At 61.0% G+C, this 24,695-nt stretch carries 23 protein-coding genes; 10 read left to right on the top strand and 13 right to left on the bottom strand.

Annotated features, from left to right (window positions below):
- Positions 1–205: 205 nt before the first annotated feature.
- The 3 genes from K5K95_RS24140 to K5K95_RS24130 all read left to right on the top strand — a co-directional run bounded on the left by K5K95_RS24140 (position 206) and on the right by K5K95_RS24130 (position 4,489).
- Positions 206–1,597, top strand: coding sequence for a GntP family permease (locus K5K95_RS24140; protein WP_222586447.1), 1,392 nt, complete (start codon positions 206–208; stop codon positions 1,595–1,597).
- 7 nt (positions 1,598–1,604) lie between these two features.
- On the top strand, positions 1,605–2,378 hold the full coding sequence (gene hbdH / locus K5K95_RS24135) for a 3-hydroxybutyrate dehydrogenase (RefSeq protein ID WP_222586446.1): 774 nt from the start codon (positions 1,605–1,607) through the stop codon (positions 2,376–2,378).
- Positions 2,379–2,533: 155 nt separating this feature from the next.
- The gene (locus tag K5K95_RS24130; RefSeq protein ID WP_222586445.1) at positions 2,534–4,489 is read left to right on the top strand and encodes an acetoacetate--CoA ligase; all 1,956 of its coding nucleotides are present in this window, start codon (positions 2,534–2,536) and stop codon (positions 4,487–4,489) included.
- A gap of 19 nt (positions 4,490–4,508) precedes the next feature.
- Here the strand turns inward: K5K95_RS24130 and K5K95_RS24125 are convergent, their stop codons facing one another.
- A complete protein-coding gene (locus tag K5K95_RS24125) occupies positions 4,509–5,618 on the bottom strand; it encodes a PilT/PilU family type 4a pilus ATPase (protein WP_222586444.1) in 1,110 nt (369 codons plus the stop codon).
- Positions 5,619–5,739: 121 nt separating this feature from the next.
- Between K5K95_RS24125 and K5K95_RS24120 the strand changes: the two genes are divergently transcribed.
- Positions 5,740–8,277, top strand: coding sequence for a PAS domain-containing protein (locus tag K5K95_RS24120; protein WP_222586443.1), 2,538 nt, complete (start codon positions 5,740–5,742; stop codon positions 8,275–8,277).
- Between the two features lie 66 nt (positions 8,278–8,343).
- Positions 8,344–8,619, top strand: coding sequence for a peptidylprolyl isomerase (locus K5K95_RS24115; RefSeq protein ID WP_007898282.1), 276 nt, complete (start codon positions 8,344–8,346; stop codon positions 8,617–8,619).
- A gap of 143 nt (positions 8,620–8,762) precedes the next feature.
- Here K5K95_RS24115 and K5K95_RS24110 read toward each other — a convergent pair whose 3' ends face one another.
- The 8 genes from K5K95_RS24110 to K5K95_RS24075 form a co-directional block, all read right to left on the bottom strand.
- Positions 8,763–9,695 (bottom strand): sugar kinase, encoded by a 933-nt coding sequence (locus K5K95_RS24110; RefSeq protein ID WP_222586442.1) that lies wholly within the window; start codon positions 9,693–9,695, stop codon positions 8,763–8,765.
- Between the two features lie 129 nt (positions 9,696–9,824).
- Positions 9,825–11,042, bottom strand: a complete 1,218-nt coding sequence (locus K5K95_RS24105) for an amino acid deaminase (RefSeq protein WP_222586441.1) — start codon at positions 11,040–11,042, stop codon at positions 9,825–9,827.
- A 39-nt stretch (positions 11,043–11,081) separates the two neighbouring features.
- Positions 11,082–11,846, bottom strand: coding sequence for an IclR family transcriptional regulator (locus tag K5K95_RS24100; protein WP_222590408.1), 765 nt, complete (start codon positions 11,844–11,846; stop codon positions 11,082–11,084).
- Between the two features lie 162 nt (positions 11,847–12,008).
- A complete protein-coding gene (locus K5K95_RS24095; protein ID WP_222586440.1) occupies positions 12,009–12,398 on the bottom strand; it encodes a RidA family protein in 390 nt (129 codons plus the stop codon).
- A gap of 44 nt (positions 12,399–12,442) precedes the next feature.
- Entirely contained in the window at positions 12,443–13,249 is an 807-nt protein-coding gene (locus K5K95_RS24090) for an amino acid ABC transporter ATP-binding protein (protein WP_090183459.1), read from the bottom strand.
- Positions 13,246–13,908 carry an amino acid ABC transporter permease gene (locus K5K95_RS24085; RefSeq protein WP_208668001.1) on the bottom strand — a complete coding sequence of 221 codons (663 nt, stop codon included), beginning with the start codon at positions 13,906–13,908 and terminating at the stop codon, positions 13,246–13,248. The genes K5K95_RS24090 and K5K95_RS24085 overlap by 4 nt, the downstream gene beginning before the upstream one ends.
- A gap of 9 nt (positions 13,909–13,917) precedes the next feature.
- On the bottom strand, positions 13,918–14,580 hold the full coding sequence (locus K5K95_RS24080; protein ID WP_008015908.1) for an amino acid ABC transporter permease: 663 nt from the start codon (positions 14,578–14,580) through the stop codon (positions 13,918–13,920).
- Positions 14,581–14,632: 52 nt separating this feature from the next.
- Entirely contained in the window at positions 14,633–15,481 is an 849-nt protein-coding gene (locus K5K95_RS24075; RefSeq protein ID WP_222586439.1) for a transporter substrate-binding domain-containing protein, read from the bottom strand.
- Positions 15,482–15,825: 344 nt separating this feature from the next.
- On the opposite strand from K5K95_RS24075, the gene K5K95_RS24070 reads away from it, so the two are divergent.
- Positions 15,826–16,269, top strand: a complete 444-nt coding sequence (locus K5K95_RS24070; RefSeq protein WP_222586438.1) for a thioredoxin family protein — start codon at positions 15,826–15,828, stop codon at positions 16,267–16,269.
- A 76-nt stretch (positions 16,270–16,345) separates the two neighbouring features.
- On the opposite strand, the gene K5K95_RS24065 is transcribed toward K5K95_RS24070, so the two are convergent.
- Complete coding sequence (locus K5K95_RS24065; RefSeq protein ID WP_222586437.1) at positions 16,346–17,212, bottom strand: LysR family transcriptional regulator; 867 nt, start codon at positions 17,210–17,212, stop codon at positions 16,346–16,348.
- Between the two features lie 163 nt (positions 17,213–17,375).
- Here K5K95_RS24065 and K5K95_RS24060 point away from each other — a divergent pair, with 163 nt between their 5' ends.
- Positions 17,376–18,914, top strand: coding sequence for an MFS transporter (locus K5K95_RS24060; RefSeq protein WP_222586436.1), 1,539 nt, complete (start codon positions 17,376–17,378; stop codon positions 18,912–18,914).
- 63 nt (positions 18,915–18,977) lie between these two features.
- Complete coding sequence (locus K5K95_RS24055) at positions 18,978–19,235, top strand: DUF2790 domain-containing protein (protein WP_222586435.1); 258 nt, start codon at positions 18,978–18,980, stop codon at positions 19,233–19,235.
- Here K5K95_RS24055 and K5K95_RS24050 read toward each other — a convergent pair.
- Positions 19,232–19,636: a MerR family transcriptional regulator gene (locus K5K95_RS24050; protein ID WP_222586434.1), complete on the bottom strand. Its 405-nt coding sequence runs from the start codon at positions 19,634–19,636 to the stop codon at positions 19,232–19,234. The two genes, K5K95_RS24055 and K5K95_RS24050, sit on opposite strands and share 4 nt — an antisense overlap.
- A 77-nt stretch (positions 19,637–19,713) precedes the next feature.
- Between K5K95_RS24050 and K5K95_RS24045 the strand changes: the two genes are divergently transcribed.
- Both K5K95_RS24045 and poxB read left to right on the top strand, forming a co-directional pair.
- Positions 19,714–20,937: an NADH:flavin oxidoreductase/NADH oxidase family protein gene (locus tag K5K95_RS24045; protein ID WP_222586433.1), complete on the top strand. Its 1,224-nt coding sequence runs from the start codon at positions 19,714–19,716 to the stop codon at positions 20,935–20,937.
- 84 nt (positions 20,938–21,021) lie between these two features.
- Entirely contained in the window at positions 21,022–22,746 is a 1,725-nt protein-coding gene (gene poxB, locus K5K95_RS24040; RefSeq protein ID WP_222586432.1) for a ubiquinone-dependent pyruvate dehydrogenase, read from the top strand.
- 119 nt (positions 22,747–22,865) lie between these two features.
- Here the strand turns inward: poxB and K5K95_RS24035 are convergent, their stop codons facing one another.
- Together K5K95_RS24035 and K5K95_RS24030 are read right to left on the bottom strand one after the other, a co-directional pair.
- The gene (locus K5K95_RS24035) at positions 22,866–23,411 is read right to left on the bottom strand and encodes a vWA domain-containing protein (protein ID WP_222586431.1); all 546 of its coding nucleotides are present in this window, start codon (positions 23,409–23,411) and stop codon (positions 22,866–22,868) included.
- Between the two features lie 119 nt (positions 23,412–23,530).
- A complete protein-coding gene (locus K5K95_RS24030; protein ID WP_222590407.1) occupies positions 23,531–24,535 on the bottom strand; it encodes an ATP-binding protein in 1,005 nt (334 codons plus the stop codon).
- Positions 24,536–24,695: the final 160 nt, after the last annotated feature.

The following is a 24,695-nucleotide window of genomic DNA, read 5'->3' as shown; positions in this document are numbered from 1 at the left end:
GTCAACCTGTGGGAGCGAGCTTGCTCGCGATGAGGACGACATGACCCACAGAAGTCTCAAACTAGAGACACACAACTAAAATCCAACTCAAACAATCCATGTATATCCTTATATTTCAACAGCTTGCGTGTCTGGCACGAATCTCGCTAAAGCCCTCTCCCACAAAAGATCCACCCTACAAAAATAACAATCCAGGAGACACACCATGAGTGTGATCATTGCCTTGGCAGCCCTAGCGCTGCTGATGCTGGCTGCTTACCGTGGCTACAGCGTTATCCTCTTCGCCCCGATTGCCGCCCTCGGCGCCGTTCTGCTTACCGACCCTTCCGCCGTCGCTCCCGCCTTCACCGGGGTGTTCATGGAAAAAATGGTCGGCTTCATCAAATTGTATTTCCCGGTGTTCCTGCTCGGTGCCGTGTTCGGCAAGCTGATCGAGTTGTCGGGCTTCTCGCGCTCCATCGTCGCCGCCGCCATTCGCTTGCTCGGCACTCGCCAGGCAATGCTGGTGATCGTGCTGGTCTGCGCCCTGCTCACTTACGGCGGCGTGTCGTTGTTCGTCGTGGTGTTTGCGGTCTACCCGTTTGCCGCTGAAATGTTTCGCCAGAGCAATATTCCCAAGCGCCTGATCCCGGCGACCATCGCCCTGGGCGCATTCTCGTTCACCATGGACGCCCTGCCCGGCACCCCGCAGATCCAGAACATCATCCCCAGCACCTTCTTCAACACCACCGCCTGGGCGGCACCGTGGCTGGGGGTGATCGGTGCGATTTTCGTGTTCTGCGCCGGCATGCTGTTTCTTCAACGCCAGCGCAACAAGGCTCAGGCTGCGGGTGAAGGCTATGGCACCGAACTGCGCAACGAACCGGAAACCGCGGCCGACATCAAGCTGCCAAATCCATGGATCGCGCTGTCGCCGCTGCTGGCCGTGGGCATTATGAACCTGCTGTTCACCCAGTGGATTCCGCTGTGGTACGGCAAGACCCACAGCCTCGCGCTGCCGGGTATGGCCACGCCGGTGACCACCGACATCGCCAAACTGACCGCAATCTGGGCAGTTCAGGCGGCCTTGCTGGTCGGCATCATCATGGTGCTGGTGTTTGGCTTCCAGGCGATTCGCGGCAAATTGGCCGAGGGCAGTCGCGCGGCGGTCAGCGGGTCGTTGCTGGCAGCAATGAACACCGCGTCGGAATACGGTTTTGGCGCGGTGATCGCCTCCTTGCCGGGCTTCCTGGTGCTGGCCGACTGGCTCAAAAGCATCCCTAACCCGCTGGTCAATGAAGCCGTGACCGTGACCTTGCTGGCCGGCATCACCGGTTCCGCATCGGGCGGCATGAGCATCGCGCTGGCGGCCATGGCCAATGACTTCATCGCTGCGGCCCACGCCGCCAACATCCCGCTGGAGGTATTGCACCGGGTGGCCGCGATGGCCAGCGGTGGCATGGACACCTTGCCGCACAACGGCGCGGTGATCACCTTGCTGGCGGTCACCGGCCTGACCCACCGCGAGGCCTACAAAGACATTTTCTGTATTACGCTGATCAAGACCCTGGCGGTTTTTGTGGTGATCGGCACTTTCTACGCCACTGGCATTGTGTGAGGTATTCATGACGACTCTTTCGGGCAAGACCGCACTGGTTACCGGTTCCACCAGCGGCATCGGCTTGGGGATCGCCCTCAGCCTGGCCAAGGCTGGCGCCAACGTGGTCCTCAACGGTTTCGGCGATGCCTCTGCGGTCATCGCCGAAGTCCAGCAATACGGCGGCAAAGTCGGCCATCACCCGGCCGATGTCAGCGACCCGGCGCAGATTGCCGACATGGTCAGCTACGCCGAACGCGAGTTCGGCGGCATCGACATCCTGGTCAACAATGCCGGTATCCAGCACGTGGCTTCGGTGGAAGAATTTCCCGTGGAGCGCTGGGACTCGATCATCGCGATCAACCTGTCCTCGGTGTTTCACAGCACCCGCCTGTGCCTGCCGCGCATGCGGGCCAAGAACTGGGGCCGGATCATCAACATCGCCTCGGTGCATGGCCAGGTCGGCTCGGTCGGCAAGGCGGCGTACGTGGCCGCCAAGCATGGCGTGATCGGCTTGACCAAGGTGGTCGGGCTGGAAACGGCCACCACGCATGTCACCTGCAATGCCATTTGCCCTGGCTGGGTGTTGACGCCATTGGTGCAGAAGCAGATTGATGATCGGATCGCCACGGGGATCGATCCGCAACAGGCGCAGCATGATTTGCTGGCCGAGAAACAGCCGTCGCTGGAGTTCGTCACCCCGCCGCAACTGGGTGAGCTGGTGCTGTTCCTGTGCAGCGAAGCGGGAAGCCAGGTGCGGGGCGCGGCGTGGAATATTGATGGTGGGTGGTTGGCGCAGTAAGCAACCGCTGGACCGCGTTATCGTTCATCGCGGGCAAGCCACGCTCCCACAGGTTTTGCGTCGAACCACACATTCGGCGACACCCACAAAACCTGTGGGAGCGTGGCTTGCCCGCGATCGAGTGCGAAGCACTCGTCAACAAGAAGAGGCAAACCATGTCCGACATCCTCTGGCAACCCAGCGCCCAGCGCATCAGCAAAACCCGCATGGAAGCCTTTCGGCGCTTCGTCATCGCGCGCCACCACATCCACCTCGACGATTACGCCGCCCTGCACCAATGGTCCATCGACCAGCGCGAAGCGTTCTGGCAGGCGATCGTCGACTTTTTCGACATCCGCTTCCACGATCAGCCCGACGCAGTGCTGGTCGAGGGCGCGCAGATGCCCAGCGCCCAGTGGTTCCCCGGCGCAACCCTGAACTTCGCCGAACACCTGTTGCGCCGTCGCGACGATGCCGTGGCGGTGATTGCGATTGGCGAGAACGGCCAGCGTGAACACCTGACCTGGGCCGAACTGGCCGAGCATGTCGCCGGTTTTCAACACAGTTTGATCGCCGCCGGCGTCGGCCTCGGCGACCGTGTCGCCGCGTGCATGCCCAACACCTGGCAAACCCTGGTGGCGATGCTTGCCACCACCAGCCTGGGGGCGATTTGGTCCTGCTCGTCACCGGACTTCGGCACCCAGGGCGTGATTGACCGATTCGGCCAGATCGAGCCAAAGGTGCTGATCACCTGCGCCGGTTATCGCTACGCCGGAAAAGACATCGACCAGCGTGCCAAGGTCAATGAAATCCTCGAACGCCTGCCATCCTTGCAGCAGTTGATCGTGGTGCCTTACGCCCTCCCGCAAGCACGCATCGAACACTTCCACACCCGGGCCAATGTAACGTTGTGGGACGATTTCTACGATGTCGGCGGCGAGCCAGATTTCGTGCCCGTGCCCTTCTCGCACCCGCTGTACATCCTCTATTCCAGCGGCACCACCGGCGTGCCGAAATGCATCATCCACAGCACCGGCGGCGTCTTGCTGCAGCACGTCAAGGAGCATGGCCTGCATTGCGACCTCGGCCCCGGCGACCGCTTGTTCTACTACACCACCTGCGGCTGGATGATGTGGAACTGGCTGGTCTCGGCCCTGGCCGTGGGCAGCGCCGTGGTGCTGTACGACGGGTCGCCGTTTCATCCGAACCCGGAGCGTTTGATCGACCTGATCGACGATGAACGCATCAGCGTTTTTGGCACCAGCCCGAAATACCTGGCGACCCTGGAAAGCAACGGCGTCAAGCCGCGCGAAAGCCATGACCTGAGCAGCCTGAAAACCCTGCTCTGCACCGGCTCCGCGCTGTCACCGCAGAGCTACGATTACGTCTACCGCGACTTCAAGTCCGACCTGTGCCTGGCGTCGATGTCCGGCGGCACCGACATCGTTTCGTGTTTTGTGAACAGCAACCCGTTCGAGCCTGTGCGTCGCGGCGAAATTCAGGGCAAGAGTCTGGGCATGGCAGTCGAAGTCTGGAACGACGACAGCCGCCCGGTCATTGGCGAAAAAGGTGAGCTGGTCTGCACCCGGCACTTCCCGGCCATGCCCATCGGCTTCTGGAATGATCCGCAACAGGAAAAACTGCACGCGTCCTATTTCAGTCAGTTCCCCGGCGTCTGGGCTCAGGGCGACTACGCCGAGCAACTGCCCCATGGCGCGATGATGATCCACGGGCGTTCAGACGCCGTACTTAACCCCGGTGGGGTTCGTATCGGCACCGCGGAAATCTACCGCCAAGTGGAGAAAGTCCCGCAGGTGCTGGACAGCGTGGCCATCGGTCAGCAATGGCAGGATGACGTGCGGGTGGTGCTGTTCGTGCGATTGCGCGACGGTGTCGAGCTCGACGACGCGCTGCAACAACAGATCCGCGACGTCATCCGCGCCAACACCACGCCACGGCATGTGCCGGCAAAGATTGTCGCAGTGACGGACATCCCGCGAACCATCAGCGGCAAGGTGGTCGAGTTGGCGGTGCGCAATGTGGTGCATGGGCAAAAGGTGAAAAATACCGACGCGCTGGCCAATCCCGAAGCGCTCGAACAATTCCGCAACCGCCCGGAACTCCAAACCTGAATCTCCTGTGAAAGCGGTGTCAGTCCATGAGGCCCCATTCCCCGGAGGCTGGCTGAGTGGATGGAGCCGCGTCGGCATGCAACTTCAGCCGCAGGCGAAGGTTGTTCACCGAATCCGCATGCTTGAGCGCTTCTTCCTCGCTGATCGCCCCTTCGACCACCAACCCATACAATGCGGCGTCAAACGTCTGCATGCCCAGTTCCACCGACTTCTCCATGATCCCCTTGAGATCGGCAAACTCGTTGCTACGAATCAGGTCGGCAATGGTTGGTGTGCCCAGCATCACTTCCACCGCTGCCCGACGCTGACCGTCGCGGGTGCGCACCAGCCGTTGGGAGACGAACGCCTTGAGGTTGTTGCCCAGGTCATGCAGCAGTTGCGCGCGGCGCTCTTCGGGGAAAAAATTGATAATGCGGTCCAGCGCCTGATGGGCGTTGTGCGCATGCAAGGTGGAAATCACCAGATGGCCAGTGTCGGCGAACGCCAGTGCGTGCTCCATTGTTTCCCGGTCACGGATTTCGCCGATCAGCACCACATCCGGGGCCTGGCGCAGGGTATTTTTCAAGGCAGCATGAAAACTGCGGGTATCGACCCCGACTTCACGCTGGTTGATGATCGAACGCTTGTGGCGATGGATGTATTCGATCGGGTCTTCGATGGTGACGATATGGCCACTGCTGTGACGGTTGCGGTAATCGATCAGCGCCGCCAGCGACGTAGACTTGCCCGAGGCCGTAGCCCCGACGAACAGCATCAGGCCTTGCTTGAGCATCACGGTTTCGAGCAGCACCGCCGGCAGCTTGAGGTCCTCGAAGCGTGGAATGTCGAGCTTGATATTGCGCGCCACGATTGACACATCGTTGCGCTGCTTGAAGATGTTGACCCGAAAGCGGCCGATGCCCGCCAGCGAAATCGCCAGGTTCATTTCTAGTTCACGATCGAACTCCAGACGCTGTTCGGCGTCCATGATGGACTCGGCAATGGCCGCGACCTCCCCCGGTTTGAACGGTTGATCGGCCAGCGGCTTGAGCACGCCGTCGAACCGCGCGCTGGGAGGCGCACCGGTGGACAGGTAAAGATCGGATCCGTCCTGATGGGCCAGTATCCGTAACAACACATCGATTTCCATGGCAAAAAGCACCCGCGAAGCATTCAATGAAAAAATAATGACCTGAAGCGGGTCATCCAGCGTCTATCGCCCTGCAAGGATAGTAGACGCCGCCACACCGACTTAAGTGCAGGACAATTAGATGAACGCATCACCGACGGGCAGCGATGCCCAGGCCTTGATTGCCAGACTGGACTGGGCAAGCACCCCGCTGGGCGCTGCCAGTACCTGGCCACAGAGCCTGCGCACCGCCGTGGACATCGTGATTCATTCGCCGATGCCGATGTTGTTGCTGTGGGGCCCGCAGCTGACGCAGATCTATAACGACGGCTTCGCACTGCTCGCAGGCAGCAAGCATCCACACGCTTTCGGACAACCGACGCACCAGATCTGGCCAGAACTCGAAGACTTTACCGACCCTATTTACAGCGCCGTCCTACAAGGCCAGGTGCGAACCTACAGCGAACAACGCTTTACCCTGCAACGCGATGGGCGGGATTCGGACTTCTGGCTCGACCTGACCTACAGCCCGATCCGCGATGAAAGCGCCGAGGTTGCCGGAATTCTGGTCACGGCCATCGAAACCAACGAACGCCGACGCATCGCCCTGGAGCTCGAACAACGCTCGGCCGCCAGCCTCAAGGCCCAGCAGGAAACCGAACAGCGCCTGCAATTGGCGCTGGCCGCGACCGACGCCGTGGGCACCTGGGACTGGGACATTGGCGAGGACCGCTTCATAGCCGACGCGCATTTTGCCCAGTTGCATGGCGTCGATCCGGCGCTGGCCGGTCAATTGCCGATCACTGAATACCTTCAGGGTGTGCACCCGGAGGACCGGGGGATGATTGCCCGTAGCATCAAGCACTGCATCACCCAAGGCACCGAGTACGCCGAAGAATATCGCTTGTTGCAGCCCGATGGGCAGCAGCGCTGGGTGTTTGCCCGGGGTCGTTGCTACAAGGACCACCATGGCCGGCCGATCCGTTTTCTCGGCGCCGCACTGGACTTGACCGAGCGCAAACACACCGAACAGGCCTTGCGTCAGAGCCAGACCGAGCTGCAATTGATCATCAACGCCATGCCGATCCTGATCAGCTACGTGGACAGCGAGGAACGCTTTCGCCTCAACAACGCTGCCTACCTCGACTGGTACGGCCTGACGCCTCAGGAGCTGTATGGCAAAACCATCCGTGAAGTGCTGGGCGAAGAAGCCTATGCCTTGCGCGCCGACTACATTGCCCAGGCACTGTCCGGCATAACTTGCTGTTTCAGCATCAGTACGCCGCACCGCGACGGAAGTCTGCGCCACGCGCTGATGAATTACCTGCCGCGCCATGGTCCGGACGGCGCCGTGAACGGTTTCTACATTTTTGTGATCGATGAAACCGAGCGCAAACAAACCGAAGAAGCCCTGCGCAACCTCAACGAAACCCTTGAGGAGCGGGTCGCCGCGCGTACCCGGCAACTGGCCGAAGCCAACCAGAAGCTGCAAAACGAAATGGTCGAACGCGAGCGCGCTGAAGAGGCGTTGCGCCACGCACAGAAGATGGAGGCGGTCGGCCAGCTCACGGGTGGCATCGCCCATGACTTCAACAACATGCTCACCGGGATCATCGGCAGCCTCGACCTGATGCAGCGCTACATCGCTGACGGGCGCGCCGCCGAAATCGGCCGTTTCACCGAAGCTGCGGTATCTTCGGCCAATCGCGCGGCCGCATTGACCCATCGTCTGCTGGCGTTCTCCCGGCGCCAGTCGCTGGATCGCAAGCCGCTGAACGCCAACGAACTGGTGCATTCGCTGGAAGATCTGCTCAGTCGCACCAAAGGCGATCACATTGAACTCAAGCTGCAATTGGCCGACGAGGTGTGGCCGATCAGCACCGACGTCAGCCAACTGGAAAACGCCTTGCTCAACCTGGTCATCAACGCCCGGGACGCCATGCCCGATGGCGGCGAATTGCTGATTGAAACCGCCAACATTTACCTCGACGGCACTGACATCACCACCCTGGAACCGGTCAAGGCCGGGGATTACGTGATGATTGCCGTCAGCGATAACGGCACCGGAATGACGCCTTCGGTGCTGGCCAAGGCCTTCGACCCGTTCTTCACCACCAAACCCATCGGCCAGGGCACGGGCCTGGGGTTGTCGATGATCTATGGTTTCGTCCAGCAATCAGGCGGTCACGTCAGCCTGTTCAGCGTGCCGGGAGAGGGCACCAGCGTGCGGTTGTACTTGCCACGGTTGCACGTCCTGGAACCGCAAAACGTCCTGATGCCATCGCCTGGCGAGACGCCGCCAGCGATTGCCGGCGAAACCGTGTTGTTGGTGGAGGACGACCCGGCGGTGCGCATGCTGGTGCTCAATCTACTCAACGAGTTGGGTTATCACGCCCACGAAGCCGAAGATGCGAAGGCCGCCCTGCCCTTGCTTGAGTCCGACCTGCGGGTCGATCTGCTGGTGACCGATGTCGGCCTGCCGGGAATGAACGGTCGACAACTGGCGGAAATCGCTCGCCAGCATCGGCCGGCCCTCAAAGTGCTGTTCATGACCGGTTATGCGCAGAAGGCGGCGGAACGCCAGGGGTTCCTGGAAGAAGGCATGGACATGGTCGCCAAGCCCTTTTCCATCGATCTGCTGGCCAACAAGATTCGCACGATGATCGGCCAACCGGAGTGAGTTGAGGCATAATCGCGCGCCCCACGCTGGCACCAACATAGCCATCACCGTTGCAAGGTACCGCCAATGAAAGCTCAAGCCCGCCATATTCTGGTGAAAACCTCGGAAGAAGCCGAGCAGCTCAAACAACGCATCGCCAAGGGCGAAGCCTTCGATGTGCTGGCCAAGAAGTACTCCACCTGCCCATCCGGCAAACGCGGCGGCGACCTGGGCGAAGTGCGCCCCGGGCAAATGGTCGGTGTGATCGATGCGGTGATCTTCAAAAAACCGTTGCGGGTGGTGCATGGGCCGATCAAGAGCAAGTTTGGGTATCACCTGGTGCAGGTGTTTTACCGGGATTGATGGGGTTGGCTTTAGGGCCCAATCGCGAGCAGGCTCGCTCCCACAAGGTTTGTTGTGTGGCTGCAATCTTTGGCAACTCACAAAACCCCTGTGGGAGCGAGCCTGCTCGCGATCCGACTGCGAAGCAGACGGCCATTAATCCCTTACTTAGGGATCAACGCCCCCGGCACCTGAATCACCCGACTCGCCAATCGATGCCCGGCCTCGGCCGCTTCCACCGGGCTCCCGCCCTTGAGCCGACAGGCCAGATACGCCGCACTGAACGAATCTCCCGCCGCCGTAGTGTCGACCACTCGCTCGACCTTCTGCGCAGGCACCTCGAACGACTCGCCATCACACTGAATCAAACAGGCCTCGGCGCCGCGCTTGAGCACCACTTCCGGCGTGCCGATCTGCTCGTAAGCGGCAAACACCGCCGCGCAATCGGAAAAGTGAAACAACGCCTGCTCATCATCAACGGTCAACAATGCCAGGTCGATATAAGGCAGGACGCTGCGATACGCCGCTCGCGCCTCTTCGACCGAGGTCCACAAACGTGGCCGGTAGTTGTTGTCGAACACGATCCGCGCATCGCGCTGTCGGGCTTCGATCAGGGTTTCCAGCAACCTCTCTCGGCCTTGCGCACCGAGCACCGCCAGGGTGATGCCGCTGAAGTACAGCACGTCGTAATCCGGCAATGCCGCCAGGATCGGTGCGGCGGCCGGGGTGGTGAAGCAATCGCGCACCGCCGCTTCATTGCGCCAATACAGGAAACGCCGTTCGCCAGCGGCATCGGTCTGGATGCAGTACAAACCGGGCAATCGCCCGGGCAGGCGCTGGACCATGCCCAGTCCGACGTTTTCGCTCGCCCAGCTCTGGCACATGGCATCGCTGAAACTGTCATCGCCCAGGGCGGTGACGTAATCGACGACACCGCTTGAGCCCAGTTCCCGGGATAAGTAGACCGCGGTGTTCAAGGTATCGCCGCCGAAGCTTTGTTGCAGGCTGCCGTCGGCGCGCTGTTGCAGTTCGATCATGCACTCGCCGATCAGGGCGATGCGCGGCGTGTGGGGGCCGAGGGTGCTGATGCTGGTCATTGTCATGGGTCTCTGGTGTTGCGATGTTGTCTGGTAGGCCGCCATCGCGAGCAGGCTCACTCCCACAGGGAAATGCATTCCAATGTGGGAGCGAGCCTGCTCGCGATGGCCGCACCTCGGTCTAGAGGCTTAGAAACAGGTTTCCATGGTTTCGATGACATTCAGCTGCTCATCCACCAGACACCCGGTGCGCCATTTGTCGAACGTCAGGCACGGGTGGGAGGTACCAAACGAAATGATGTCGCCCACACGCAACTCAATCCCCGGGGCCACGGTCATGAACGCGTGCTGGTCCATCACTGCCGTCACCTTGCACGCGCTGACATCGTCGCCGCTTGCCGGCACGACACCGGCCTTGTAACGCAGCAACGGCACCGGCAACCCTGCGTCGTAGGCGACGTCACGTTTACCCAGGGCAATCACCGCAAAACCCGGCTCAGGCAATGACTGCACATGGGCCCAGACTTCCAGTGCCGGGCGCAGCCCCTCGTGCAGATCACTGCGACGATCGAGCACGCAGCATTGCGCTTCTTTGTAGATGCCATGGTCGTGCGCGACATAGCTGCCAGGGCGCAACACGCTGAGGAAGCGTCCGCTGGCGTTCTGCGCTTCGAACTCTTCGGCAATCAAGTCATACCAGGCCGACCCGGATGCCGTGATGATCGGTTTGGGAATCGCAAAAGCGCCACTGTCCTGCAACTGCACGGCCAGACGCACCAGCGACCCGGCGAAGGCGCGGATGCCCGAGACTGCATGATCACCGTGGATCACGCCTTCATAACCTTCGATACCGGTCAATGCCAACGCTGGCTGGGCGCCGATGGCTTTGGCCAGCTCGACCACTTCCTCTTCGGTGCGGCAACCGCAACGTCCACCGACCACGCCGTACTCGATCATCACGTTCAAGCGCACACCGCGAGACGCGAAATACGCCCCGAGGTCAGCGACGTTGTCCGGGTGATCGACCATGCAGTGGAACTCGAATGTCGGGTCGACCAGCAGGTCGGCGATCAGCGCCATGTTTGGTGTGCCGACCAGTTGGTTGGCCATCAGCACCCGGCGCACGCCGTGGGCATAGGCGGCACGGGTCTGTGTGGCGCTGGCCAGGGTGATGCCCCAGGCGCCGGCGTCGAGTTGGCGGCGGAACAATGCCGGCGTCATGCTGGTTTTGCCGTGAGGCGCGAGTTCGGCGCCGCTGTTGCTGACAAACGCCTGCATCCAGCGAATGTTGTGCTCCAGCGCATCGCGATGCAGCACCAATGCAGGCAGGCTGACATCGCGTACCAGGTTGGCGCCGGTCTGGGCAAAGCCCTTTTCCACAGCGGCAGTATTTTGGGCAGTAGACATGGTCGAACTCCTCACATTCGCGGCCGCAGGCAGCCGCGGTTATTCGTTGATGCGCCGGGCGAGGCTATTGGCGCTGTCGATCAGCACCCGGCGATAGTCGTTGTAATTGTTTTTTGCATCGGCGCGCGGGGCGACGATGCACAGGGTCGCAATGGCCACGCCGCTCGGGTCTTTGACCGGGGCAGCGAAGCAATGGGTGAAGGTGTCGGCGACGCTATCGAAGGAGAAAAAACCATCGATATGCGCCTGACGGATTTCACCGAGAAATTGCTCCAGCGGCAGGCGTTCGCCGTTGGGCAGGATGAAGTCGTCGTGATCGATCAAGTTGATGATTTCCTGATCGCTCAAGTGCGCCAGTAACAGGCGCCCGGAAGCGGTCCAGGGAATCGGCGCGTTCTCGCCGATGTCGGAGGAAATGCGGAAATGCCGCTCGCCCTCCTTCATCAACGCCACCGTGTATTTACGCCCGTTGAGCAGGCACATCTGCGCGGTTTCATGGGTCTGGCTGACGATTTCCTGCAAGGCGTGATCGGCCTCGCGGGTCAGGTCGAAATGACGCAAGTGCGCCTGCCCGAGGAAGTACAGCTGGCGGCCGAGGTAAACATGACCGTCCTTGCCCACAGGTTCCAGAATCCGTCGTTCCAGCAGCGAGGCGACCAGTTCGTAGACCGTGGATTTCGGGCTGCCAATGCCGCTGGCGATTTCGTTCGGGCGCAGCGGTTTGCCGACTTCCTTGAGGAAATCGAGGATATCGAACGCCCGGTCCAGACCGCGTGCCCGGCGCTTGATGGTGTCTTCGGTCATTTCTGTGGTTCCCATACAAATTCGCCGGGGAGTTTACCGCTATTGATCGTTCCCACGCTCTGCGTGGGAATGCAGCCAGGGACGCTCTGCGTCCCAGAAGCGGACGCAGAGCGTCCGGTGAGGCATTCCCACGCGGAGCGTGGGAACGATCAGTATTCAGCTTCAGGCCTTTTTCTTGTAAGCGATGCAGTCGATCTCGACCTTGCAATCGACCATCATGTTCGCCTGCACGCAGGCCCGGGCCGGGGCGTGTTCGGGTTTGAAATACTCGGAGAAGACCTTGTTGAAACTGGTGAAATCCCTTGGGTCCTCCAGCCACACGCCAGCACGCACCACGTCTTCCAGGCCATAACCGGCCTCTTCGAGAATCGCGATCAGGTTCTTCATGGTCTGGTGGGTCTGCTCGACGATGCCACCGATGATGATCTCGCCATCCAATGCCGGCACCTGCCCGGACACGTGCAGCCAGCCATCGGCTTCAACGGCGCGGGCGAAAGGGCGAGGTTGACCGCCAGCGGCGGTGCTGCCGGTGCCGTAACGAGTGATGCTCATGAGTGTTTCTCCTGATTGAATCGTGAAAATGCTTTTGAAAAAAATCAGAACCGCGTGTTCTTGAGAAACTCTGCCAGACGCGGTGATTGCGGGCGTTCGAACAGTTCCTTGGGAGGCCCCTGCTCTTCGATCCGCCCCTGATTCATGAAAACAATCTTGTCCGAGACCTCAAACGCGAAGCGCATCTCGTGGGTCACCAGCAGCATGGTCATGCCATCTTCGGCCAATCCCTTGATCACGTTCAGCACTTCGCCAACCAGTTCCGGGTCGAGGGCCGAGGTGACTTCGTCGAACAGCATCAGGCTGGGGTTCATCGCAATCGCCCGGGCAATCGCCACGCGCTGTTGCTGGCCGCCGGACAGCTGGCCCGGGTAGTGATCGCGCCGCTCCAGCAGGCCGACGCGTTCCAGCCACTTTTCTGCCAGGGCAACGGCCTCGTCCTTGTGCAGCTTCTTGACCTTGAGCAAGCCCAGGGTGACGTTCTGCAACGCGGTGAGGTGCGGGAACAGGTTGAATTGCTGAAACGCCATGCCGGTCATCGCGCGATGCCGGGCAATGACCTTTTCCGGGTGCCGCACGCGTTTGCCGTTGACCTCGTCATAGCCGATGGACTCGCCGTCGAGCATGATCTGCCCGCCCTGAAACTCTTCGAGCATGTTCACGCAGCGCAGCAGCGTGGTCTTGCCCGAGCCACTGGAACCGATCAGCGTGACCACGTTGCCGCGCTGCATGGTCAGGTCGACGCCCTTGAGCACTTCGAGCTTGCCGTATTGTTTGTGCAGGCCGCGAATGTCCAGCAGGGCCTGACCGTTTTGAGGATCTTTTGCGTTAGAGAGCGAAGGTTGAGTCATGGCAAGGCCACCCGCTTTTCAATGTGCCGGCCGAGTAATTCGATGGCGTAGTTGATGACGAAAAACAGAAATCCGGCGAACAGGTAAAACTCCAGGGTCATGAACGTGCGGGCAATGATCTGCTGCGTGCTGAGCAGCAACTCGGCCACACCAATCACCGATAGCAAGGTTGAGGCCTTGACGATCTCGGTCGATGAGTTGACCCACGTCGGCAGGATCTGCCGCAGCGCCTGGGGCAACAGCACGTAACCGAGCGACTGATAAAACGTCAGGCCGATGGCTTTGCTCGCTTCCATCTGGCCGCTGGGCAATGCCTGCAATGCGCCGCGCACGATCTCGGCGACGTGAGAGCCGCAAAACAATGTCAGCCCCAAGGCACCGGCCTGAAACGCACTGATCTGCCAGCCCAGCGCCGGCGCCATATAGAAGCAGGCCAGCACCAGCACAAACACCGGCGTGCCACGAATGATGTCGACATAAAAACGAAACGGCGCGCGCATCCAGACATTGCCGTAGGTCAGCACCAGACCGGCGACAATGCCGACCAGCGTGCCCAGCAATATCGCCAGCGCCGAGACCTGCACACTGGTCAAAAAGCCTTGCCACAGCACTTCGCGGGCAACCCATAACTCATGCAGCCAACTGGGTGATTCGTACATGAGGGCCTCCTATCGGCGGATCGCCAGACGCTGCTCGAGGTAACGCAGCATCATGGCAATGAGGTAACAGGCCGCAACATAGAGCGCTGTGGTCACCAGCCAGGTTTCAATCACCCGGTAGCTTTCGACATTGATCTTGCGCGCGTAATAGGTCAGCTCCGGCACGGCGATCGCCGCCGCCAGCGAGGTGTCCTTGAACAGCGAAATGAAGTTGTTCGACAAGGCCGGCAGCACATTACGCAGCATCACCGGGACCGTGACGTACGCCTTGACCTGCCATTCACCGAGCCCGATGGCGAGTCCGGCTTCACGCTGCCCCTTGGGAATACTCAACAAGCCACCCCGGAACACTTCGGTCAGGTACGCCCCGGCATACAGCGACAGGGTGATGATGAACGACGGAATCTTGTCCAGGCGGATGCCCAGGCTCGGCAAGGCAAAGTAGATCAACAGAATCAACACCAGAATCGGCGTATTACGGATCACCGTCACATACACCGACGCCAACACCCGCAATGCGCGGTGCTTTGAAAGCAAAGCAAACGCCATCATCAGGCCGATCACGCAGCCGATGGCGATCGACACCAGTGCCAGTTCAAGACCCAGACCGAGCCCCGCCAGCAAGGTGTCGAAATCGCGCCATACGGCGGCAAAGTTCAACTGATAGTTCATGGTCAGCAGTACCTTGAGCGGGGCGATTGAGCATCGCCCTGCTCTCACGGGATCATTTGAATTCGACAGGGAAACCGATGGCCGGGGTAGGCAGCTCGACGCCGAACCACTGTTTGAAGGACGCCGCGTAAGTCGGGAACTCAACGCCGGTCATGGCTTCATGCAGGGTGGTGTTGACGAAATTCAGCCAGTCCTGATCGCCGCGTTTAACCGCGCAGGCGTAGGTTTGCGGGCTCCAGGCGTAGGCCGGGCTGCGATAGCGGCCTGGGTTCTGCACCATCAGGTATTTCACCGACGACTGATCGGTGGCCGCTGCGTCGGCACGGCCGGAGTTCACGGCCTGGTACATCAAATCGACGCTGTCGTACTGATCGACCTTGGCCTTGGGCAGCGCCTGGTGCACCAGCTCCTCGGCGTACACGTTCTGCAACACGGCCACGGTCACGCTGTCGTTGGCGGCCTTGAGGTCTTCGATTTCCTTGTACTTGCTGTTGGCCGGCAACAACAGGCCGACGCCTTCGCGGTAGTACGGCAGCGTGAACGCCACTTGCTGGGCGCGGCTGGCGGTGACGGTGATGAACTGGCAACTGATGTCGACCTTGTCGGTCAGCAGGTTGGGAATCCGCGCATCGGAAGACTGCACCACGAACTCGACCTTGGTCGGATCGTTGAACAACCCCTTCGCGATCATGCGCCCGATGTCGATATCAAACCCCTGCAACTTGCCATCCGCTCCCTGGAAATGCCACGGCGCATTGGTACTGCCCGTGCCCACAATCAATTTGCCGCGGGCCAGCACGCTATCGAGCTTGCTGTCCGCCGCCTGGGCCATACCCATGGCAGCGGCAGAAGCCGCGAGAACAAAAACACACGCTTTTAACAAGGAAGGTCGGCGATGCATGGCAAGCACTCCAGGGTGATGTGTATTCCGTTATACCGGACATTGGTGTGTAACAACGGAATAGACAGCAGAAAGTGTGCCACAGGTTGCGGGGGGAATGTAGGGGGGATTGAAAAGTGTTTTGAATCAAAAGGATGGGTTCAAGGTTCGAATCGACGTTACCAATCGCAACCTTCAAAAAACGCTACCGTTGGCCACAACGCACGGGTACTTGCACCACAATCAGGGCATAGCGATTCAAAATGATGCAGATCACTACCTGTAATTTCTGACAGTAGACCCACCCCCGCACACTCCTTTACCGTCTACGAACACTCGATGTCGTTGTGAAAAGGAGATTTTCAATGAGCTCGAATCTCAGCCAACCCCCTCTGGCCCCGGTCTATCGCAAGGCCCTGAGAACCTGGCGTCCGGTGATTCTTTATTTCAGCAGTCAATATTGTCCCGCCTGCGAAATGGCCGGGCCGATCTTTCGCAGGATCGCCGAGGCATATCGGCATTTCGCGCACATTTATATGCTCGACATAGGCGAGTCGCCTCGGCATCCGTGCGTCACCGGTTCACCGACCGTGCTGTTTTATAAAGAGGGGAAGTTGGTAAAAAAGCTCAAGGGGATCGGCACCGAGGACACCTTGGCGCAAGATTTCGCCTTGCACATCGGCAAGGTGAGACCGACAGCGGTGAAGCGCGAACAGATTCACGACTTGATGTGGTTGCGCCAGACGTTGCGCCGGGTGTGTACTGTGCCTCGCGCCACGTCGCGTTTGAGCCGTGGGAGCTGGCGGTAATCTGTGGCATTTGTTGTGATTGGAGAGATCGCTATCGCGAGCAGGCTCGCTCCCACATGTTGGTGAAGCTTTGCTCTCAAGGCTTCCTGGACTGCTCGATGTACCTGGCCACCGCCGCCGATTTCTCGAACCGCCGATAAATCAGCGACAACCACGACGTCGCCGCGCAGCCTTTGATGGTCCGGTACACCACGCCGGGCAATCCGACATGCCCGACCACCGACTCCGGCACCACCGCCACGCCCTGCCCCAATGACACCAGGGCAATCACCGCCACCAGCCCGCCCGGCTGCGCCCCCAGTTTCGGCGCGAATCCGCCCTCAGCGGCGACTTGCAAGGTGCCGCTGATTTGTTCCGGCAGGATGAACGTCTCGCTCTGCAAATGCTCGGGAGCGATCTCCGGCAGTCGACACAGCCAGGACTCGGTAGAAAGCGCCAGCACAAAGCCTTCTGCGTCCAGGCGAATGGCTTCCAGGCTATCCGGCAGGGTCATGGGTGAGCGGACATACCCAATATCGAATCGTCCCTCCGCCACCATTGCCGGCAACGAGACCATGGGACTTTCCCGAACGTTCAGGCTCACGTCGGGACACTCGCGACTGAAGGCCTGCACCTGTTTTTGCAGCAGCCCGGAGTACACCGCCGACGCTACGTAACCCAGTTCGATATGGCCAATATCTCCACGTCCTGCCCGTTGGGCGTTGTGCTGGGCGTATTCGAATTGCCGCACCGTCGCCTCGGCTTCGATCACCAGGGCGGCGCCGGCTTCGGTCAGGCTGACTTCACGGGTCTGGCGCACGAACAGCCGCGTGCCGAGTTCGCGCTCCATGTCCTGGATCTGTCGAGTCAAGGTGGGCGGCGCGATGCCCAGTTGTTCGGCGGCGCGGGTAAAGTTGCCATGCCGGGCAACGGCCAGAAAGTAGCGGAAATGCCGTATGTCCATGGGTGCATTTGCTCAAAGGTAATGAAGTCCCGATGCCAGGCTAATAAAGCCGACAATCGACCGCGATAAGCTCGTTGCAAGCACAGTAGAGAGCCAACGCCATGTATGTCAAACCCCTCGCCGCTATTGCCGTCGACAGCCTTGCCCAACAGGCAATCGCACTATGAGCCGGGTCAGCCCCCGCCTGACACTGCTGACGGCTTCCGGCGTCTGCTCGCTGATCGTCCTCGACACCAACATCGTCGCCGTCACCCTGCCGACCATCGCGCGCGACCTGGGCGCCAACTTTGCCGACATCGAATGGGTGGTCAGCGCCTACATGCTGGCCTTCGCCGCGCTGTTGCTACCGGCGGGCAGCCTCGCCGATCGTTTTGGCCGGCAGAAAACCCTGCTCTGTGGCCTGGGCATTTTCATCCTCGCCTCCATCGGTTGCGGCGCGGCGCCCACTGCCTTGTTCCTCGACATCGCGCGGGCGATCAAGGGTGTCGGCGCGGCATTGTTGCTGACCTCGGCCCTCGCTTCGATCGGTCATACCTTTCACGATGAAGTGGAACGGGCCAAGGCCTGGGCGTTCTGGGGCGCGTGCATGGGCCTGGCGATGACCGCCGCGCCGACAATCGGCGGGCTGATCACCGAATACGTGGGTTGGCGCTGGATCTTCTTCCTCAACCTGCCGGTGGGCGTGTTGTTGATGGTCATGGTCTGGCGCGCGGTGCCGGAGTCTCGCGACCCGCAGTCAGCGCGACTCGATCCTTGGGGCAGTCTGGCGTTCAGTGCGAGTTTGCTGTGCCTGATCTGGGGCTTGATCGAGGCCAACCGGATCGGCTGGAGCAACCCGACCACCTACGCCCGGCTGTTGGGCGGCGCGGTGCTGATGGGAGTGTTTGTGCTGATTGAACGGATGCAGGCGCGGCCGATGGTTGACCTGCAATTGTTCAGGCATCCGCGTTTCATCGGCGCCCTGCTCGGCATGTTCGCCTACGCCGGTTGCGCCCAAGTGATGATGACGCTGCTGCCGTTCTACCTGCAAAACGGACTGGGTTTCTCGGCCATCGCGTCGGGGCTAGGGATGTTGCCGTTTGCCGCGACGATGCTGTTGTGCCCGCGAATCGGCGCTCGGCTCGCCCATCACTATGAGCCCGCGACATTGATGGCGGCCGGTTTGACCCTGGTGGGCAGCGGCAACCTGCTCAGCGCCTGGGCCGTCAGCAGTGGCGGCTACTTGCCCTTCGCACTGGCGATTGCGGTGACAGGGGCTGGTGCCGGCCTTTTAAACGGCGACACGCAAAAAAACATCATGGCCTGCGTGCCCCGCGAACGCACAGGGATGGCGTCGGGCATGAGCACCACCATGCGTTTCAGCGCGATCGTGTTGGCCATCGGTGTGTTCGGCGCGCTGCTGTCCAGCCATACCGAATTGTTGCTGCGCACCAGCCTGTCGACGCAGGGCGCGCAATGGCTCAGTCAAACACAAGGCATTGCCTCGCGGGTGGTCGCCGGGGACATGAGCGCCGCCCTGAACATGCTGCCGCAAGCGGCACGTCCACTGGTCGAGCCGTTGGCGCGCCAGGCGTTCGTCGGCGGTTTCAGCCTGCTGCTTCTGGTCGCCGGTTTGCTCGCGTTACTGGGCGCGGTGGTGGTGGGCACGTTGATGCGTAACCCGATTCCGGCACAGAAAAATACTGCCCTGAGCCTGGAATAAACCAAAACGGGGCTCGTCGTACTGCCACTGAAATCGTTCAGTAGCCACCACGAGAGCCCCATCATGAAAAGCCTTCTGCCCGCCCTGTTCCTGATGACCCTGAGTGGCGTTGCGGCCGCTGCTTCCGTCGACAACGCCAGCACGTCGAACGTCGAGGACTACACGTATTCGACGCCCCTGAAGATCGCCAAAGTCCTCAACATGACCAATGGCGATTATTGCGGCATCGGCACCCGGGAGATGACCTACATCGACACCAGTAACGTCACCCACACCTTGCGTTACCAAGCCTATGGCGACAGCTGCATCGACCAGAACTAATGCTTGAGCGACGCCAACACTCGCTTGGCATTCGCATCGCAGGCCATCCCTTCAGGTTTCGCCTGGATGTTTTCGATCAACCCCAGCAACTGCGCCTTGCTTTGGGCCAGGTGCAGTTGCATCGCTTCAATCTGTTCGACTTTGCGTCCCAGGCTCGCCACCAGTTCATCGTGATCAAACGCGCCCGTCACCCTGTCCGGCAACAGCAGCTTCAGCTCATCGAGGCTGAACCCGGCCTGCTGCGCGCACTGAATGATCTTCAGGGTTTGCAACACTTGCGGTGGGTAACGCCGATATCCGTTGGGCAGGCGCTCCACTTGGGGAATCAAGCCCTGAACCTCGTAGAACCGAATGCGCGATGCGTTCAAGCCACTCAACCGCGCCAATTCACCAATCTTCATCACGGCCTCATTTGACTGCTTGACATTAAAGTTAACTTTAAGCTTAGCCTCTTCGCTTTACTGATGAGGAGTCAAGCATGTCGCCCTTCCAAGCGTTGAATCTGCCCAACGGCCAGACCCTCGTTAATCGCATCGCCAAAGCCGCGATGGAAGAGAACCTCGCCGATGCCCGTCAAGCGCCGTCCAAGGCGCTGTTTCAGCTGTATCAGGCCTGGGCAGAGGGCGAAGCGGGTCTGTTGCTGACAGGCAACGTGATGATCGACCGCCGCGCCATGACCGGCCCCGGTGGTGTGGTGCTGGAGGACGAACGCGATTTGGGGCGGTTCCGTGAGTGGGCATCCATCGGCCGCTCCGGTGGCGCGCAGTTCTGGATGCAGCTCAATCACCCCGGGCGCCAGACCATGGCCAACCTGGGACAACAAGCGTTGGCGCCATCGGCGGTGGCGCTCGACCTGGGTTCGTTTTCCAAGATGTTCGCCGAGCCCAGACCGATGTCTGAAAGTGACATTGCCGAGGTCATCCAACGCTTTGCCACCAGCGCTGCCCTGGCAGAAAAGGCCGGGTTCACCGGGGTGCAGATCCATGCGGCGCACGGTTACCTGATCAGCCAGTTCCTCTCCCCCTTGACCAACCGCCGCACTGACCGCTGGGGTGGCACCCTGGAAAATCGTGCGCGCCTGTTGCTGGCGGTGGTCAGCGCCGTGCGCCAAACCGTGTCGCCGCAGTTTTGCGTGGCGGTCAAACTCAATTCCGCGGACTTCCAGCGTGGCGGTTTCGATGCCGACGATGCCCGCCAAGTGATCCAGTGGCTCAACGATCAACCCATCGATTTGCTGGAGCTTTCAGGCGGCAGCTACGAAGCCCCGGCCATGCAGGGCGAAGCCCGTGACGGCAGGACGTTGGCGCGAGAAGCTTACTTTCTGGAGATGGCCGGTGAACTGGCCAGCGTGGCGCGGATGCCGGTCATGGTCACCGGCGGCATCCGGCGCCTGGCCATCGTCGAACAGGTGCTCGACAGCGGCATCGCCATGGCCGGGATCGGCACCGCGCTGGCCCTCGAACCGCAGTTGGTCAAACACTGGCGCACAGGTCAAAACAGCCATCCGCAATTGCCGCCAATCCGCTGGAAACGCAAACCGTTGGCCGCACTGGCGAGCATGGCCGTGGTGAAGTTCCAGCTGCAACGCCTGAGCCGTGGACGCAAGCCTCGACCTGACGTTTCGGCAGTCTGGGCACTGATCCTCGATCGCGTGTACATCGCCCGGCGCACGCGCCAGTACCGGCAGGCGATGGCCAAGTAAAAGCAAATCAGGGTGAGTCATGGTTGCCGTTGGGTTGTCCTCTTCTTATTCCGAGGACAATTCATCTGATCACTGGAGCACCCCATGGCGAAAATCACCATTGCCCAGCAACTGGCAACCACCCTTGAACAGGCCGGCGTCAAACGCATCTGGGGCCTGACAGGCGACAGCCTCAATGGCCTGACTGAAGCCCTGCGCACCATGGACAGCATCGAGTGGATGCACGTGCGTCACGAAGAAGTCGCGGCGTTCGCCGCCGGTGCCGACGCGGCAGTCACCGGGCAACTGGCGGTGTGCGCCGGCAGTTGCGGGCCGGGCAATTTGCATTTGATCAATGGGCTGTTCGATTGCCACAAGAACCATGTGCCGGTGTTGGCCATCGCAGCGCAGATTCCTTCATCAGAAGTCGGCCTGAATTACTTTCAGGAAACTCATCCGCAGGAACTGTTCAAGGAGTGCAGCCACTTCGTTGAACTGGTGAGCAACCCGGCGCAGATGCCCCAGGTGCTGCACCGTGCGATGCGCAGCGCGATTCTCAATCGCGGCGTCGCGGTGGTGGTGATTCCCGGTGACGTCGCCCTGCAAGAAGTCGAAGACAATCTCAAGCCCTGGCCAGCGCTTTCCAAACCGCGCACCTTGCCTGCGCCTCAGGACCTCGATCGGCTGGTCGAATTGTTGAGCCAGAGCAAAGCCGTGACGCTGATGTGCGGCGCAGGTTGCGCGGGCGCTCACGATCAAGTGGTGGCGTTGGCCGATGCGCTGGGTGCGCCTGTGGTGCACGCATTGCGCGGCAAGGAGCACGTGGAGTGGGACAATCCGTTCGACGTCGGCATGACCGGATTGATCGGTTTCAGCTCCGGCTATCACGCGATGCTCAACTGCGACACGTTGGTGATGCTCGGCACTGACTTTCCCTATCGCCAGTTCTACCCGACAGACGCGACCATCATTCAGATCGATCACGCCCCGCAGGCCCTGGGGCGCCGCACGGCACTGGATTTGGGCATCGTCGCGGATGTCAGCGAAACCCTTGCGGCGCTTCTGCCTCGCTTGCCTTATCAGGGTGACCGGAGCTTTCTCGAGTCCTCGCTCAAGCACTATGAAAAGGCCCGCCAGGGTCTTGATGACCTGGCTCAACCCTCATCGCCGGGTCGGCCGATTCATCCGCAATACCTCACGCGTTTGCTCAGCGAACTGGCTGATGACGATGCGATCTTCACCGCCGACGTCGGCACGCCGACTGTCTGGGCCGCGCGCTATCTGAAAATGAATGGCAAGCGCCGACTGCTGGGCTCGTTCAATCACGGCTCGATGGCCAACGCCATGCCCCAGGCGATCGGTGCACAAGCGGCGTTCCCGGACCGGCAGGTCATTTCACTGTCCGGCGATGGCGGTTTCAGTATGCTGATGGGTGACTTCATCTCGTTGGCGCAGTTGAAGCTGCCGGTGAAAATCATCGTCTACGACAATGCCTCACTGGGCTTCGTCGCCATGGAAATGAAATCCAGCGGGCTGCTCGATACCGGCACGGACCTGCACAATCCAGACTTCGCCGCGATGGCCAACGCCATGGGCATTCTCGGGATTCGTGTCGAAGATTCCGAGGCGCTGGAACCGGCGTTGCGCCGTGCGCTGGCCCATGACGGCCCGGTGTTGGTCGATGTGGTGACGGCGACTCAGGAACTGGCGATGCCCCCGACCATCAAGCTGGAACAGGCCAAGGGCTTCAGTTTGTACATGCTCAAAGCGGTCATGAGCGGGCGTGGGGATGAGGTGATAGAGCTGGCGCGGACTAATTGGTTTCGCTGAATAATGCGTCGACCCCATCGCGAGCAGGCTCGCTCCCACACTGGATCTCTGGCGGTCACAAAATCCTGTGGGAGCGGCGCTTCGAGTTGCCCGCGATGGGACCTTAAGCGGCATAACAGTCAGACCGAAATCAGCTCATCAATGTGCCGATAATCCGCTGCCAGCGCCGCGGCCAGCTGTTTTGCCCGACCGAGCCGAATCGGACCTCGCTCAATATCAATCAGCAGCCCCGGACACTCCAGCACCGACAGCACGGGCCATTCTTTGACCCGTCCATCGGTCACCAGCACCAGCCTTTGCTGCTCCGCCGGGAAGCGCTTCTGCCGTGTCGCCAACCAACGGCCCGCCTCCCCCAGCGCCGCCAGCAACGGCGTACCGCCGCCCGCGCCCAAGCCATCCAGCCAGGCGCGCAGGCTCATCGAGGCTTTCAAACCTTGCACCTGCCATGTCGGTACGTTGCCACTGGCGGTGAGCAACGCCAGACGTGCGCGTTGTCGGTAAGCGTCGTCGAACAGTTGCGCGAGCAAGCCCTTGGCATCGCTCAACGCTTGATGGCGTCGGGTCGAGGCCGAGGCATCGACAATCACCAGCCACAGTTCATGGGGGAACCGGGTGCGCTGGTGGAACAGCAGATCTTCATGCTGACGCGGACGCCCCTTGAGCAAGGTGCCAGGCCAATCGATCGTGCCGCTGCGCGCGGCGTGACGCCTGCCCTGTTTACCGTTGGCGAGGCGTCCTGCGCGGGGTCTGGCATTCGCCCCCGCGTCAGATCGAGGGCGAATGCCTAGGGCTTTTTTGGCCAGCTCGGCACTTCACGTCGTGCGCCGACCGGCAGCGCCTGGGCGGGCATTTCGCCCCATTGGCCCTGGCCTTCGCTGGGGCTGGGGTTGGACGCTTGTGCGAAGGGAGGCTGATTGTTTTGCGGTGCCGGAGCTGAATGCTCGCGACGGCGATGGCGCAAGGCAAACTCGGCGACGGCGTCGATGTCTTCCTCGGCGATGGAGTTTGCCCCGCGCCATGCGGCATGGGCCCGGGCGGCGCGCAACCAGACCAGATCGGCGCGCAAACCATCGACGCCAGCGGCAAAGCAGCGCTCGGTAATCTGCGCCAGCGCTTCGTCATCCAGTGGGATGCTCATCAGCGTGTCACGCGCCGTCTGGCAACGTTCGCGCAGCGATTGCTGCTGGCTTTCCCACTGCGCGCAGAACGCTTGCGGATCGCTGTCGAAATCCAGCCGTCGACGGATGATCTGGCCACGTTCTGCCGGTGCGGTGTGGCCGCTTAGGGCGACGTTCAAGCCGAAACGGTCGAGCAATTGTGGACGCAGTTCACCCTCTTCCGGGTTCATGGTGCCGATCAGGACGAACTTCGCCGAATGCCGATGGGAAATGCCATCGCGCTCGATCAGGTTGGTGCCGCTGGCAGCCACGTCGAGCAATAGGTCCACGAGGTGATCGGGCAGCAAGTTGACTTCATCGACGTACAGCACGCCGCCATCGGCCTTGGCCAATACGCCGGGGGAAAATTGCGCCCGTCCTTCGCTCAACGCGGCGTCGAGGTCGAGGGTGCCGACCAGCCGTTCTTCGGTGGCGCCCAAGGGCAAGGTGACAAATTGACCGCTGGCGAGCAGGTCCGCGAGGCCGCGAGCCAAGGTCGACTTGGCCATGCCACGCGGGCCCTCGATCAGCACGCCGCCGATTTTCGGGTCGATGGCGGTCAGGCACAAGGCGAGCTTCAAGTCATCGGCGCCGACCACGGCACAGAGCGGGAAATGCGGGGTGTCGGTCATCATTAAATCTCGGTCATGGTCGCTGATCCATCATCAAAATGTCAGAGGCACTTGTACCCCTGTGGGAGCGGGCTTGCCCGCGATAGCGATATTTCATTCACATGGATGGCGACTGACACGGCCTCTTCGCGGGCAAGCCCGCTCCCACAGTTCAAGCGCG

This window comes from Pseudomonas sp. DR48 (assembly GCF_019823085.1).
Classification (GTDB): domain Bacteria; phylum Pseudomonadota; class Gammaproteobacteria; order Pseudomonadales; family Pseudomonadaceae; genus Aquipseudomonas.
Note: the sequence above shows the minus strand (reverse complement) of the source record. Positions and strands in the feature narration are given on the sequence as shown.